The following is a 15,183-nucleotide window of genomic DNA, read 5'->3' as shown; positions in this document are numbered from 1 at the left end:
TTACCAAACTTTTAATAAATAGCGGGCTATTCTACTCGGGAAACGTCAAAACACCAAACCACTGATGATACCAACGAGGTAAAATATCTCGTCTATAGGTGACTACATCAATCTTTCCGTGTTTAAACTCGATAGAAATTTGCCCATTTATCGATGTTGTTAGCCAATCAATGGCCTCTTTTTTATAACGGTTATGTACTTTATCAGAAGGTAAACGCCAAGGGCTATAACGTGCAGCAGAAACTAGTGCATATTTTGGTGATATTGCTTGAATAAACGCCAATGTGGATGATGTTTGGCTACCATGATGAGGAACTTGTAAAATATCCGCTTTTAAATAGGCTTTTTTCCTTCTCAGTAATTGTGCTTCCCCCTCTTTTTCCAGATCGCCTGTTAATAAAATAACACTGTTACCATCCGTTAATGAAATCACACAAGAATCATTATTTTTAGGTGAGCGAGATAATGTCAGCGGCCAGAGCGCGTTGAAAGTAAGGTCTTTCCATTGCCATACTCCCCCTTGTAAGCACGGTAAATGTTGGGGATTGTCAAAGCTACTACGGATAGTTAACTTGGGATAAGCACGTAATAAGTCGTCAATACCACCGGTATGATCAAGGTGATCATGGCTAATTATCATGGCAACAGGCTGTAATCGATGATGCGTTAGATAGGGAATAATAACATTTTTAGCAATAGTGCCACCACTTTTCCAACGTATCCCTGTGTCATAGATAACCGCTTCTCCCTCTTTTTCAATAATAATAGCTAAACCATGTCCAACATCTAACATGGTTATTCGCCAATCATAACGTTTAGAGAAAGACAGTTCACAATATAAAAAAGTAGCAATAGTGATCAAAATAATCACATGATGACGCCACCAGCTCATTTTGATAACTAAAAGAGTCATAATACCGCTTAATGCAAATAACCAGGGGACAGCGCCACAGGGTTGCCAATACGCAAGAAAATAAGGCGCACAGAAAAATGCCCAATTGATAGACTGATCAACCCATGACCAAATAATAGGTTGTAGAACAGGTAAAAAGGCAGTAAATAGCCCACACATAATAAGTGGTACGGTAATAAACGAAATAATAGGCACAGCCCATAAATTAACAAGCAAGCTAAAAAGATTACCACCACCAAATAAGTAGTATTGAAAAGGTAATAAGATGATCAATAGCCCTAGTTGCAAATGAATGAGTCTAATAACAAACCAACGTTTTTGCTGGCTAAATCTTTTATTTAATGGATAGAGCCAATACCAAACAATGATGGCAAATACCGCAGAAAAGGATAACCAAAAACTAGCGGATAATATGGCAAGCGGATCAAGCAATAAAATCACTGCCGCACTCCAAATCGCCCACTGCCAAGGTAAAAAAAGTCCACTACGCCAATGGAGTAAAACCCAAATAGTTAGGCCTATTATCGCTCTGGTTGCGGGGATCCCCCATCCTGATAAAGCCGCATAAAAAACACCACAACCTAAACTAATAACCAAAGGAAATTGTGGGTTAATCCATTGCGTTGGGAAAAGATATTGTACTCCTCTCGCCATCAGCCAACCAAACAGAGCAGCAAGGCCAATATGCAGCCCTGAAATCACAATAAGGTGCGAAATACCTGTTTTCATATAAAGTATTTTATTTTCGGCAGAAATACCTCGTTTATCACCTAACACTAATGCTGTGATTTCGCCACTATTTTTTGTGGCTTGCCAATGAGATGAAAGATAGTGAATAAATTGAGTATAAATAGGAAGGTGAGAATTCGTTAATGTGGCTGATAATATTTTTCCTGACAATGTTTCTCTTACTGAAACGGCATATTTTTGGCTGTCAAATCCTCCCTCATTTAAATAACCATGTACTACACGAAAGTGAATTTTAAACAGCCATGTTTGCCCGACTACGACATTTTTAGGCGGATGACGCCAATATATATTGGCATAGAGCTTAGCAGAAAAGAGATGCTGTTTAGGAATAGCAACTTTAATCATTATATTGCTATCCGGCAAGCGACGATATTCTAGAATTGCGCTTTCTATTGTGGCAATGGTGTCAGCAAGTTGAGAGGTTTTGGCCATTAAAGAGGAGGCAGTACTGTTTGCATAGCACCAAAAACAGAGTAATAGCAACAAAAAACGTAAGTATGAAAAAGGAATTAAATATAATAATACCCCTACGATAATCAGTGTATAGCTCAGAGATAAACTCAGTGTTTCACGTTGAATGAGTAAAGGTAAGCAACTTAATATAATGATAACGGCAAGATAATCTATATTAAGAGGTTTTAGCCCTAGCATTGCAATATATTTAGCATATAGATAATGCCATTTTATTAACGCTATTTTATTTCTATAAATATATTTTATCTTGGCTAATAAAATCATATTTTACATCCATATAATTAATTTTTCCTTGTAATATCATGCTGTTAAATTGTTATCTAAGATAGTTAAAATCGTATTTTTTTCGAACTCTCTTTTAATAAAAACTTTCGTTTTAAGCGCATACACTATTTTTTGCGAAGTTGTTCTAAAAAGTGATGGAATAACGGCAAATATCAAAATTAACTCAAGCCAAATAGATAAAGATCACGTAAGGTAAGCCCAATGTCTTACAACAATCGCTAATAAAGAGAATATAGAGAAGTGATAAAGAATATAGAGAATAGAGAATAGAGAATAGAGAATAGAGAATAGAGAATAGAGAATAGAGAATAGAACGTAACTTAATACCAACCGATAACCAATAAAAAACGGCACCGAAGCACCGTTTTTGAAAAAGTTTACTAACTTTATGCCTATTTGATAGGAAACTATTATTCCGTATAAATATTTACACGGTCACGTAACTCTTTACCTGGCTTAAAGTGTGGAACGTATTTACCTTCCAGCTCTACCTTATCACCAGTTTTCGGGTTACGACCCGTACGCGGCGCACGGTAGTGTAGAGAAAAACTGCCGAATCCGCGGACTTCGATACGCTCACCATCAGCCAAAGTATCAGCCATATGATCAAGCATTTCTTTTACAGCTTCTTCAACCGTCTTAGCCGAAAGATGAGATTGTAGGCCTGCAAGTCTCTCGATTAACTCAGACTTGGTCATATTACCTCCCTAGACTACCGATAAATAGGCAACGACTCTCGTTGCCTTCCGTTAATAACTTAAATTATTCGCCTTTAGCTGCTTTGAAAGCTTCAGCCATAGCGTTGTTTGAAAAACCAGCTTCTTCTTTGTTGTTTACAGAAGCGATAGCGTCTTTCTCATCTGCTTCGTCTTTAGCACGAACAGACAGGTTGATAACGCGGTTTTTACGGTCAACACCAGTGTATTTAGCTTCTACAGCATCGCCAACATTCAGAACCAGAGTTGCATCTTCAACGCGGTCACGTGAAGCTTCTGAAGCACGTAGGTAACCTTCAACGCCGTCAGCTAATTCTACAGTTGCGCCTTTAGCATCAACAGCAGTTACTTTACCAGAAACAATAGCACCTTTTTTGTGAGCAGACAGGTAATTATTGAATGGATCTTCTGATAATTGTTTAACGCCCAGAGAGATACGCTCACGCTCAGCGTCAACTTGCAGTACTACTGCAGCGATTTCGTCGCCTTTTTTGTACTCACGAACAGCTTCTTCACCTGCAACATTCCAAGAAATGTCAGATAAGTGAACCAGACCGTCAATACCACCGTCTAAGCCGATGAAGATACCGAAGTCAGTGATAGACTTGATTTTACCTTCAACACGGTCGTTTTTGTTGTGAGTTTCTGCGAATTGCTGCCATGGATTTGCTTTACACTGTTTCAGACCCAGTGAAATACGACGACGTTCTTCATCGATGTCAAGAACCATAACTTCAACAACATCACCAACGTTAACAACTTTAGATGGGTGAATGTTTTTGTTAGTCCAATCCATTTCAGAAACGTGTACCAGACCTTCAACGCCTTCTTCGATTTCTACGAAGCAACCATAGTCAGTCAGGTTAGTTACACGACCAGTCAGTTTAGTACCTTCTGGATAACGTTTAGCGATAGCTACCCATGGATCTTCGCCCAGTTGTTTCAGACCTAATGATACGCGAGTACGCTCACGGTCGAATTTCAGGACTTTAACAGTGATTTCGTCGCCAACATTGACAATTTCGCTTGGGTGTTTAACACGTTTCCAAGCCATATCAGTGATGTGCAGTAAGCCGTCAACACCGCCCAGATCAACGAATGCACCGTAGTCAGTAAGGTTCTTAACGATACCTTTAACTTCCATGCCTTCTTGCAGGTTTTCTAACAGTTGATCACGTTCTGCGCTGTTCTCAGATTCGATAACCGCACGACGAGACACAACAACGTTGTTACGTTTTTGGTCTAATTTGATGACTTTGAACTCAAGCTCTTTGTTTTCCAGATGAGTTGTATCGCGAACTGGGCGAACGTCTACCAGTGAACCCGGTAAGAACGCACGAATGCCGTTCAGTTCAACAGTGAAACCACCTTTAACTTTACCGTTGATGATACCAACAACAGTTTCGTTTTCTTCGTAAGCTTTTTCCAGCATCAGCCACGCTTCGTGACGTTTAGCTTTCTCACGAGACAGAACGGTTTCACCGAAGCCATCTTCAACCGCGTCCAGAGCAACGTCAATTTCGTCACCCACTTGGATTTCTAATTCGCCTTGCGCGTTTTTGAATTGTTCTACAGGAATCGCAGATTCTGATTTCAGACCTGCATCAACCAGAACAACGTCTTTATCGATAGCAACAACAACGCCACGAACGATTGCACCTGGACGAGTTTCGATTGTTTTTAGGGATTCTTCAAAGAGTTGAGCAAAAGATTCTGTCATGTTAATGATCTTCAAGTAAATTTAATTAACGTCCATTTAGCATCCGGCCGAATGGGGTTGTTTCACATACCTCGTTACATCCTTTGTGACAAGGTCATCGGGCATTATTGTGTATTCATTAACACGTCAACCCGATTTTAATAATTACCTAGTATAAACGAAATAAAAACGAATTACGCTGTTAATTGCAGATTTTTTTCGCATAAGCTAACGATTTTTCAATAACTTCATCAATAGATAAGCTTGTTGAATCGAGAATTAATGCATCTTTTGCCGCAACCAAAGGCGCTACTGCGCGATTTCTATCACGATAATCACGCTCTTTTATCTCGGATAAAAGGCGTTCAAAGTTAACATTAAAGCCTTTCTCCTGCAACTGTAACATGCGACGACGTGCACGCTCTTGCGCACTGGCATCAAGAAATATTTTTACTTGCGCATCAGGAAAAACGATTGTGCCCATATCTCGGCCATCAGCAATTAATCCCGGTGCAGTACGAAATGCACGCTGACGGCGTAATAATGCTTCTCTTACGCGAGGAAACGTTGCTGCTTGTGACGCTGTGTTGCCAACGGTTTCAGTACGAATTTCGGTTGAAACATCTTCACCTTCCAGAATAACACTTAATCCATTTTCATTAGGAATAAAGCGCACATCCAAATTCGCCGCTAAAGGCACTAATGCATCTTCTGATGTAATGTCCACATGATGATGTAATGCTGCTAATGCTAATACACGGTAAATAGCACCGGAATCAAGTAAATGCCAACCAAAGGCTTTTGCTAATGCTTGACACAATGTTCCTTTACCTGCTCCGCTAGGCCCATCAACAGTAATTACAGGGACGATAACCGCCATGAGTTTCTCCTTTTCATGGGCACTGTTTTTCTATATTTACTGCCGTGAACCTATGGCGTTCTACAACATAAGCTCTAAACAGAGAAAAACAGTATTAATATATTGCGCGTCATTATACGCATACTCTCTAGAGGAGGAAACAAGCAGTTAAAAACAAGCTGTGCTTTTTAAAGATAATTTTTTATTAATCTACTTATTTATAGAATAAAAACACGCTTAAATTAAGAAAATCGATAGTATCGTACTAGAGAAAAGCCAATACTATCGATTTAATTGATGCTATTTTAATTAAACTTTTGCATGAGAAATACTTGCTAGTTTTTCAAAATAGTCAGGGAATGTTTTTGCCGTACAGCCAGGATCAAGAATAGTAATCGGCGTGTTAGACAATGCCACCAGTGAAAAACACATAGCTATCCGGTGATCATTATAGGTTTTTATTTCAGCCGTCGTTAACTGTTTAGGCGGTATCACAGTTAAGTAGTCGCGACCTTCGTCAACCATCGCACCCACTTTACGTAATTCTGTCGCCATGGCAGATAGACGGTCGGTTTCTTTTACCCGCCAGTTATAAATATTACGGATAGTCGTTTCACCCTCAGCAAAGAGCGCTGTCGTAGCAATCGTCATTGCCGCATCAGGAATAGTATTCATATCCATATCTATCCCTTTTAACTTGCCACGTTCACACTCTATATAATCGTCACCCCAACGTATTGTAGCCCCCATTTTTTCAAGCACAGACGCAAAATGGATATCACCTTGCAAGCTATTTTTACCAATGCCGGTTACTCGCACGATCCCTCCTTTAATGGCGGCTGCCGCCAAAAAATAAGAGGCAGAAGATGCATCGCCTTCAACCAAATATTTACCCGGAGATTGATATTGTTGACCACCTTTAATCATAAAACGCTGATAGTTTTGATTTTCAATTTCTCCACCAAAAGTGTTAATCAAGGCTAACGTGATATCAATATAAGGTTTAGAGACTAATTCACCTTTAATGGTAATAGTGGTATCTTGCTGAGCTAAAGGCGCCATCATTAGTAATGCGGTCAGAAATTGGCTGGAAACGGAGCCATCAACATCAACGCTTCCCCCCGAAAATCCCCCACAAACACGTAGCGGCGGATAATCCGTTTGTTCAAGGTAATCAATCTTTGCTCCCCCTTGACGTAACGCATCCACTAAATGACCAATAGGACGCTCTTTCATACGAGGCTCACCTGTAAGAACAATATCGTGCTCTCCGAGGCTTAAAGCTGCCGCCAATGGGCGCATCGCTGTTCCTGCATTGCCTAAAAAAAGCTCAAGTGGCTGCTGGGGATGAAAAGAACCTGCTAACCCTTCAATATCACATACCGTATTATTATTTGATAATTGATATTGTACCCCTAAGGCGGTTAGCGCATTGAGCATATGACGAATATCATCACTATCTAATAAATTAGTTAAACGCGTTTTTCCCTTGGCTAAGGCCGCCAATAAAAGTGCACGGTTAGAGACACTTTTTGATCCGGGTAAATTGATAGTGCCTTCAATATGTACGATAGGTTGTAATGTCAACGATTCCATAAACAGGTAAAAGCTCCGCTAGATAAGTCAAAATAGGTAGAGACGCTGTGTAATAATGTCAAATAGTATGATTATCGTAATTAATATTTATCTATTTGCCATATTGGCACAGAAATAACAGTTATTGGCTCTCTGTGCTTTAATTATCAGAAAACCTGCCAATAAGGCAGGTTTTGCAGCAGTGAAAAGGTAACCATTAAGCGTGGCGACGCTCAAAATCAGCCATAAAATCAACTAATGCTTGTACACCAGCAAAAGGCATTGCGTTATAAATAGATGCACGCATACCGCCTGAAACACGGTGCCCTTTCAGCGCAACTAATCCTTGCTCTTCAGCTTCTTTTAAGAAAACCGCATCTAAAGCAGGAGAAGACATTTGGAAAGGTACGTTCATCAAAGAGCGGTTTTCTGTGGCAATACGGTTAATATAGAAATCACTGTTATCAATCGCACTATAAAGCAGTGTCGCTTTCTCATAATTGCGTTTTGCTATCTCTTGCAAGCCACCTTGCTCTTTTAACCATTTAAACACCATGCCTGATAAGTACCAAGCAAAAGTCGGCGGTGTATTAAACATGGAGTCATTTTCAGCCAGTACTGTGTAATCAAATACTGAAGGGGTTTCTTTACGTGCTTTACCCAGTAAATCTTCGCGAATAATTACCAATGTTAACCCCGCAGGACCAATATTTTTTTGTGCTCCAGCGTAAATCATGCCAAAACGGCTAACATCAAGTGGCTGAGATAAAATAGCGGAAGAGTAGTCGGCAATAACAATTTTTTTATCATCAAAATCCGGCTCTTCGTGGATAGCAATCCCATCGATAGTCTCATTTGGGCAATAATGCACATAGGCTGCATTATCACTTAATTGCCACTCTTTCATTGGTTTAACCGCGATTTTACCGTCAATTTCTGTCTTTATTTTAATGATATTAGGTGAACAATATTTTTCCGCTTCATCGGCAGCACTTTTAGCCCAATATCCTCCATCGATATAATCAGCGGTGGTTTTCTCACCTAATAAATTAAGCGGTAATGCCGCAAAATGACCACGAGCGCCACCATGACAGAACAGAATTTTATAATTTTCTGGTACATTGAGTAGATCCCGTAGATCTTGCTCTGCCTGATGGGCAACCTCCAAAAATTCTTTACTGCGGTGGCTAATCTCCATAACAGAACGCCCTAATCCGTGCCAGTTGCATAATTCTAATTCTGCACGACGAAGAACTTCTGCCGGTAACATGGCCGGACCTGCACTAAAGTTATATACCTGACTCATTCAAATTCACCCTATCTGAATATGTTTTGACAAAACGACCTCTATCGGTTGTATCATTCTCCTCTAATTGGCGCAATGACTTTTGTAAACTTACGTATTATGTGTAGCACACAAAAATAATCGTTAGGAGTATTTTATGTCGGGGAGTCAGTATAAAAAGGAAGATGCGAGCTGGGGAATGCTACTTAAAGGACGAAATAGTCTAAAATCACTCGCTTTAGCAGGGGGAGTGGCATTACATGCTATTAATGTCTATATCACCATTACCACCCTACCTTCTATTGTTCGTGATATCGGGGGGCTTAATTTATATGCATGGAATACCACCGTTTTTATTTTGGCATCCATTCTCTCTTCGGCGCTAACTTCTCGTTTATTAATTTTGCTCGCGCCACGTAATAGCTACTTATTTGCCACACTCTGCTTTTTAGTCGGCTCTATTATCTGTGCTACCGCCCCTTCAATGCCAATCTTGTTGGTTGGCCGATTTATTCAAGGTGCGGGAGGCGGGATGTTACTGGCTTTAGCTTATTCATTGGTCAGGGTGATGTTTCCGCAACCATTATGGTCTCGAGCTATGGCGTTAATGTCCAGTATGTGGGGAATATCAACGTTGCTGGGTCCCGCATTAGGAGGAATATTTGCAGAATATAATATTTGGCGGGGTGCTTTTTGGTCTATTCTTTGTGTAGGCATTCCTTATGCTATTCTACTGTTTACTATCCTTCCTAAGGAAAACAGTGCTGATATTGCTAACAAAAAAACATCACTTCCCTACCTACAACTTACCTTATTAATATTAGCAGTGTTATCTATCTCAATCGGTAGCTTGTATCACGTTACGCTATATCATATTTTATCTTTTCTATTAGCAATTATTTTTATCTTATTATTAATTTATATCGATAAGAGATCTCATGATGGGCTTTTTCCTAAAGGAACATTCTCTTTCTCAGCCCCACTATCCCCTATTTATCTGACTATGGCATTGCTAGGAATAAGTGTTCAGACAGAAGTGTTTGTGCCCTATTTTTTACAAATGATCCATGGCATTACTCCGTTACTTTCCGGTTATTTAGCTGCTTTAGTCGGTGCTGGTTGGTCTTTTTCGGCTATTATCTCTTCATCTCAACCAAGCAGTATTGCTCAGCGTCTTATGCGTATCGGCCCTGCCATTAACTTTACTGCCATAATTGTTCTTGGCTTATTAATTTCAAATTATCTTCTTTTACCTTATGGGCAAGTGATTATTATTTGTCTAGCCCTCTTTTTTACAGGTGCAGGAATTGGCATGGCTTGGCCTCATTATCTCACTCGTGTATTACAGGTTTCTCAAGGGGAAGAAGCGCAAAAAGCGGCGACGTCAATCACCACTATTCAGCTATTTTCAACCGCTGTAGGTGCTGCCATTTCAGGTACTGTTGTAAATATGGCAGGATTAACCAACCCCGGAGGTATTGCTGGCGCACAAAATGCAGCCCATTGGTTATTTATTGTATTTTCTATTACCCCACTGATTGCATTTATTACTGCAAAAATCGTTGTTTCCAATATAAGAAAACATTAATAACATATAACCCAAAAGGCTATTAAAAAAATAGCCTTTTTATTTTTTATAAATAAACGCCTTTTAAACCTGACTATCTTTATTTATGTTTTTAATATCGCTAAATTAGCCCTAAATAATATACAAGGGTAAACATATGAAATTAAGAAATGCAATAATAATTGGTGTAATATACACACCATCAATATGCCAGGCCGTAGAACAAACTAGCTATAAATATATTTCTATTAATCAAGACTCTTCAACAATAGTTAAACCTAATGAAATTAATCCTAAACAAGCAGAAATATTAATAGCACCAAAAAATCCCAAAGGCATTTCTCATAATAAATATGATACATTTGATGTAACTGATGCTGGCATTATTTTAAATAATAAAGAGGTTGCCGCTGAGACTATTATTAATGAAGTGGTTAATGGAGCAACGTCATTCTTAGCGGGGAATATCGCGGTAGCTGGCAATGCAGCTCATGTTGTTATAGCCAACCCAAATGGTATTGAATGCCATAATTGTAGTTTTTCGAATACATTACAAGAAACGTTAACAACAGGGAAACCTGTTATCAATAATAATAATGATGAATTAATCGGCTACCGCTTAGAAAAAGCTATCGCTCCTATAAATAAAGGATATAGGGGTGGAAAATCAATTGAACATATTGGAAAAATTGTATTCAGTAACAAAAATGACCGTAGTTCTAGTCATTCTTTTAATAAACTTAATATCATATCTAATAACATTAAATTAGAAAACGGCTTTATATCTTCTAAAGGAGATATAAGTATTTACTCAGGTAAAAGAGATATAATAATTAAAGAAGGTGAAAGTATCTTAAAACAAGAATACGCCATGCGCTCAAATATAAAAAGAAACAATCTACCTAATCAGATAATATTAGGTGATAAAAATGGTGATCCTAAAAAACAAGGTTTAATCTCTTCTAAAAACATCATTATTAATGCTTCTGATACTACTATTTATAATTATGGTAGTTTAGAAAGTAGTAACCGTAGTAAAAATGCCATACAACTTAATCTAAATAAAACAATATTTAATAACCATGGATATATTCTCGCCAGAGGCGGATATTTAGATCTGCAAAATAAGTCTTTCTTCCACAATATGGAAAGTGGAACTATTGGCATGCAATATTGGCTTAATACTGGTAAAAATAACAATAACTATAGCGAGACATACATAGGGTTAATACCCAAAAATACTATTAGCCAAATGAAAAACTTAACTTTAGATATTAGTGAGGATAGTAATCTGATAAATGATGGTATTATCATGACAGAACGGTTACACACACGCGATAAGAATATAAGCAATATTCAAAATAATAGAGAAGATATCAAAATTTATACTAAGTTACGCAAAATTAAATAATATTTAACAAAGAAAACCATCTGCTATTTATCAGCAGATGGTTTTCTGATTTAACTAAAAAACAAAAAATTTAATTAATATTTTTCAAAGTTTTCTTGGATCGTGGCGGGATCTTGTGTTTCTGTCAAAGATAACTGTAATAACACTCTTGCTTTCTGTGGATTTAAACGTTCTGAAGCAATAAAGCCATATTTTGCATCATCTACTTCACCATTTTGTGTGGTAAATCCAACCGGAACACGACTTGAACGAACCACAACAACACCTTTTTTTACACCATCAGCTAAAGTATTTAAGATGTCAGAATATAAGTTACCATTGCCGACACCTGCACTAACAATACCTTTAAAGTGGTTATCTATAAACGCTTTAGCCGGTAAATCAGATGCATTAGCATAGTTATAAACAATACCTACTTTTGGTAATTCGGTTAATTTGCTGACATCAAAGGCAACTTTCTCAGCGCGCGGTGTTGCAGCAGTGTAATAGTGTACTTTACCATCATGAACATAACCTTGAGCACCTGCATTAATCGGCTGGAATGCTTGCACTTCTGTCGTATTCATTTTGACAACATCTTTACCACTGATCACTGAATTATTCATGGTAACTAATACACCACGATTTTCAGATGCTTTATCACTTGCCACCACCACGGCATTATAGAGGTTTAATGGACCATCAGCACCTAATGCTGTTGCTGGGCGCATTGCCCCTACCATCACCACCGGTTTTTTACATGCTGTGGTTAAGTCAAGAAAATAGGCGGTCTCTTCCATCGTATCTGTACCATGGGTTATCACAAAGCCGTCTGTTTTATCACAATCCGTATTAATTTTATTCGCCAGTTTTAACCACACTTGGTCGTTCATATCTTGCGAACCAATATTAACCACTTGCTCGCCTGTTAAGTTAGCCACTTTTTTTGCCTCAGGTACGGCATTAATCAATGTATCAATGCCTAATTTTCCTGCGGTGTAGCTTGAAGAAGTGGCAGAGTCACCACCCCCTGCGATGGTTCCCCCAGTTGCGAGGATTGTCACATTAGGTAAAGCAAAAACGGTACCACTAATTACGGTTAATAAGCTGGCTAGCAATGTTTTTCTTATCATTTTTTAATCCTTATGAGTCTATAAAATCGCGTCCAATTATGATGATTTATTATCAGTAATTCCGTGATAAATAGAACGAATTTATCAAAAGAACTAATATATTAGTGCATTAATGATAAGGAATGTTATTTAAAATCAACCGACACGAGAAATAATTAGTGCATTAGCGACGATTTCAGTATCATGTGCCCCTAACTATCACTCGTAAAATATTGATGAAACCTGCCATGTCACAAACATTTATTCCCGGCAAAGATGCCGCACTGGAAGACTCTATCGCTAGCTTTCAGCAAAAATTAACTCAGTTAGGTTTTAACATTGAAGAAGCTTCATGGTTAAATCCTGTTCCTAACGTTTGGTCTGTTCATATTCGTGATAAAGATTGTCCGTTATGTTTTACTAACGGCAAAGGTGCTACTAAAAAAGCAGCATTGGCTTCAGCATTAGGCGAATATTTTGAACGTCTCTCAACCAATTATTTCTTTTCTGATTTCTGGCTAGGTGCTGATATTGCAGAAGGTGAGTTTGTTCATTACCCAAATGAAAAATGGTTTCCACTGACAGATGATGATGCTGTACCTGAAGGCTTATTAGATGCACGTTTACGTCAATTTTACGATCCTGAAGGTGAGCTATGTGGCAGTGAACTGGTTGATTTACAATCAAGTAATTCAGAACGTGGTATTTGTGCCTTACCGTTTATTCGCCAATCAGATAAAACACCTGTATATATACCTGTTAATATCATTGCAAATCTTTATGCATCTAATGGTATGTCAGCAGGAAATACGCAAAATGAAGCTCGAGTGCAAGGGCTTTCTGAAGTGTTTGAACGCTATGTCAAAAATAGAATTATCAGCGAAAGAATTAGCTTGCCTAAAATCCCCCATGAAGTTTTAGCTCGTTATCCTGCTGTTATTGAAGCTATTACGACATTAGAAAAAGAAGGCTTCCCTATTTTTAGTTTTGATGCATCTTTAGGGGGACAATTCCCCGTTATTTGCGTCGTGCTGTTTAACCCACAAAATGGGACTTGTTTCGCTTCTTTTGGTGCTCATCCCGATTTTGGTGTGGCATTAGAGCGTACTGTTACTGAGTTATTGCAAGGCCGTAGCCTTAAAGATCTCGATGTTTTCAATCCACCGAGTTTTGATGATGAAGAAGTCGGTGATCACACTAATCTTGAAACCCACTTTATCGACTCTAGTGGTTTAATTAGTTGGGATCTGTTTAAAAAAGATGCAGACTATCCATTTGTTGATTGGGATTTCAGTGGTTCAACCGAAGAAGAATTCCACACATTAATGTCACTGTGCCAGCAATGTGATGCAGAAGTGTATATTATGGATTATAACCATTTAGGGGTTTATGCTTGCCGTATTTTAGTCCCTGGCTTATCCGATATTTATCCTGCTGAAGATCTGCAACTAGCCAATAACATTATGGGTGTCCATTGGCGTGACACCATTCTTTCTTTACCAACAAGTCATGGCACAAAAGAAGAGTACCTCTCACTTATTGGCCAATTTGATGAAGATGGCTTAGATGACTTTACTCGTATCAGAGAAATGATTGGTATTGCACCGGGTAAAGATAATGGTTGGAGTCATTTACGTGTAGGTGAATTAAAATCAATGTTAGCACTCGCTGGTGGCGATTTAGAACAAGCATTAGTTTGGGTTGAGTGGACACAAGATTTCAACGCATCATTATTTACACCAGCGCGTCAAAATTATTATCGTTGCCTGCATAATCTTTTACTCCTACGTGAAGAGCATGAGCGTGAGCCTGCACAATATATGGAGGCTTTTTCTCGTATGTATGGCGAGGAAACACTGCAAGCTGCATTAAATGCAATTGAAGGTAAACAACCTTTTTATGGCTTGCAACCCATAGCTCCATCATTAGCGAATTTGCCTGTTCATCAATCTTTATTAGCCGCGTATGAAAAATTACAACAAGCAAAACGTCAATCGAATAAATAACATTATTTTATTTAAGGTTATTTATTAAATAATTATTTTTAACTGATTAATAATCGCTTTGTTTAAAATCAAAACACTCTACTTATTAGTAGAGTGTTTTATTATATATAAAAAAATATAACGACAATTTTGCCACCATGACAATTATGTCAAATGACAAAAGTGTCAAATATGTCAAAAGTGACGATTTTAAGTTTTAAATACGACACAAAAAGATAAGGTTAACTTTTTAATCTAAAAAAACCACAAAAATATAGTTTAAATTGCTAATTGTTTACCTAGATCTCAAAAATTTAAAAACCGTATTTTTATAATGGTTTTAAGGCTGGCGTAATCAATTAGATTACCCACAAATAAAGTAATGTTTATATTTAGCGCAAAAGTAAATGGAGCGTTAAATTTTATTTTTATCTGTTAACGCTAATAAAAATAAATAATACGTTATATTTACTTTTTACTTTGTTTATCCAGCCAGGCTAAAATTTTTTGATAAAATTTAAAAAATTTTTTCTTATTATTAATCAAATAATTATAGCTAATTTAGCCGGTTTT

General features: G+C 37.9%; 10 protein-coding genes. 3 read left to right on the top strand and 7 right to left on the bottom strand.

Annotated elements, in window-relative coordinates:
- Positions 1–31 precede the first annotated feature (31 nt).
- The 6 genes from HMPREF0693_RS07445 to serC form a co-directional block, all read right to left on the bottom strand.
- Complete coding sequence (locus tag HMPREF0693_RS07445; protein ID WP_004244588.1) at positions 32–2,401, bottom strand: DNA internalization-related competence protein ComEC/Rec2; 2,370 nt, start codon at positions 2,399–2,401, stop codon at positions 32–34.
- Positions 2,402–2,832: 431 nt separating this feature from the next.
- Positions 2,833–3,120, bottom strand: a complete 288-nt coding sequence (gene ihfB, locus HMPREF0693_RS07440) for an integration host factor subunit beta (RefSeq protein WP_004244587.1) — start codon at positions 3,118–3,120, stop codon at positions 2,833–2,835.
- A gap of 64 nt (positions 3,121–3,184) precedes the next feature.
- Complete coding sequence (rpsA, locus tag HMPREF0693_RS07435) at positions 3,185–4,858, bottom strand: 30S ribosomal protein S1 (RefSeq protein WP_004244586.1); 1,674 nt, start codon at positions 4,856–4,858, stop codon at positions 3,185–3,187.
- A gap of 181 nt (positions 4,859–5,039) precedes the next feature.
- Positions 5,040–5,717, bottom strand: coding sequence for a (d)CMP kinase (gene cmk, locus HMPREF0693_RS07430; RefSeq protein WP_004244585.1), 678 nt, complete (start codon positions 5,715–5,717; stop codon positions 5,040–5,042).
- 288 nt (positions 5,718–6,005) lie between these two features.
- Positions 6,006–7,292 (bottom strand): 3-phosphoshikimate 1-carboxyvinyltransferase, encoded by a 1,287-nt coding sequence (gene aroA / locus HMPREF0693_RS07425; RefSeq protein ID WP_004244584.1) that lies wholly within the window; start codon positions 7,290–7,292, stop codon positions 6,006–6,008.
- A gap of 196 nt (positions 7,293–7,488) precedes the next feature.
- On the bottom strand, positions 7,489–8,577 hold the full coding sequence (gene serC, locus HMPREF0693_RS07420; RefSeq protein ID WP_004244582.1) for a 3-phosphoserine/phosphohydroxythreonine transaminase: 1,089 nt from the start codon (positions 8,575–8,577) through the stop codon (positions 7,489–7,491).
- A 136-nt stretch (positions 8,578–8,713) separates the two neighbouring features.
- On the opposite strand from serC, the gene HMPREF0693_RS07415 reads away from it, so the two are divergent.
- Together HMPREF0693_RS07415 and HMPREF0693_RS07410 are read left to right on the top strand one after the other, a co-directional pair.
- Entirely contained in the window at positions 8,714–10,144 is a 1,431-nt protein-coding gene (locus tag HMPREF0693_RS07415; protein ID WP_004244581.1) for an MFS transporter, read from the top strand.
- Between the two features lie 136 nt (positions 10,145–10,280).
- The gene (locus HMPREF0693_RS07410) at positions 10,281–11,534 is read left to right on the top strand and encodes a two-partner secretion domain-containing protein (RefSeq protein WP_004244580.1); all 1,254 of its coding nucleotides are present in this window, start codon (positions 10,281–10,283) and stop codon (positions 11,532–11,534) included.
- Between the two features lie 74 nt (positions 11,535–11,608).
- Here the strand turns inward: HMPREF0693_RS07410 and ansB are convergent, their stop codons facing one another.
- Positions 11,609–12,646: an L-asparaginase 2 gene (gene ansB / locus HMPREF0693_RS07405; RefSeq protein WP_004244579.1), complete on the bottom strand. Its 1,038-nt coding sequence runs from the start codon at positions 12,644–12,646 to the stop codon at positions 11,609–11,611.
- A gap of 227 nt (positions 12,647–12,873) precedes the next feature.
- Between ansB and ycaO the strand changes: the two genes are divergently transcribed.
- Entirely contained in the window at positions 12,874–14,631 is a 1,758-nt protein-coding gene (ycaO, locus tag HMPREF0693_RS07400; RefSeq protein WP_017827047.1) for a 30S ribosomal protein S12 methylthiotransferase accessory factor YcaO, read from the top strand.
- Positions 14,632–15,183: the final 552 nt, after the last annotated feature.

This window comes from Proteus mirabilis ATCC 29906 (assembly GCF_000160755.1).
Lineage (GTDB): Bacteria > Pseudomonadota > Gammaproteobacteria > Enterobacterales > Enterobacteriaceae > Proteus > Proteus mirabilis.
The sequence above is the reverse complement of the archived record's forward strand: the minus strand, read 5'-3'. Positions and strand labels throughout refer to the sequence as shown.

What these genes read in the sequence shown, in the direction of transcription:
- HMPREF0693_RS07410 (WP_004244580.1), top strand. Translation starts at nt 10,281, where the DNA reads ATGAAATTAAGAAATGCAATAATAATTGGTGTAATATACACACCATCA.
- ihfB (WP_004244587.1), bottom strand. Translation starts at nt 3,120, where the DNA reads ATGACCAAGTCTGAGTTAATCGAGAGACTTGCAGGCCTACAATCTCAT.
- rpsA (WP_004244586.1), bottom strand. Translation starts at nt 4,858, where the DNA reads ATGACAGAATCTTTTGCTCAACTCTTTGAAGAATCCCTAAAAACAATC.
- serC (WP_004244582.1), bottom strand. Translation starts at nt 8,577, where the DNA reads ATGAGTCAGGTATATAACTTTAGTGCAGGTCCGGCCATGTTACCGGCA.
- HMPREF0693_RS07445 (WP_004244588.1), bottom strand. Translation starts at nt 2,401, where the DNA reads ATGATTTTATTAGCCAAGATAAAATATATTTATAGAAATAAAATAGCG.
- cmk (WP_004244585.1), bottom strand. Translation starts at nt 5,717, where the DNA reads ATGGCGGTTATCGTCCCTGTAATTACTGTTGATGGGCCTAGCGGAGCA.
- ycaO (WP_017827047.1), top strand. Translation starts at nt 12,874, where the DNA reads ATGTCACAAACATTTATTCCCGGCAAAGATGCCGCACTGGAAGACTCT.
- ansB (WP_004244579.1), bottom strand. Translation starts at nt 12,646, where the DNA reads ATGATAAGAAAAACATTGCTAGCCAGCTTATTAACCGTAATTAGTGGT.
- HMPREF0693_RS07415 (WP_004244581.1), top strand. Translation starts at nt 8,714, where the DNA reads ATGTCGGGGAGTCAGTATAAAAAGGAAGATGCGAGCTGGGGAATGCTA.
- aroA (WP_004244584.1), bottom strand. Translation starts at nt 7,292, where the DNA reads ATGGAATCGTTGACATTACAACCTATCGTACATATTGAAGGCACTATC.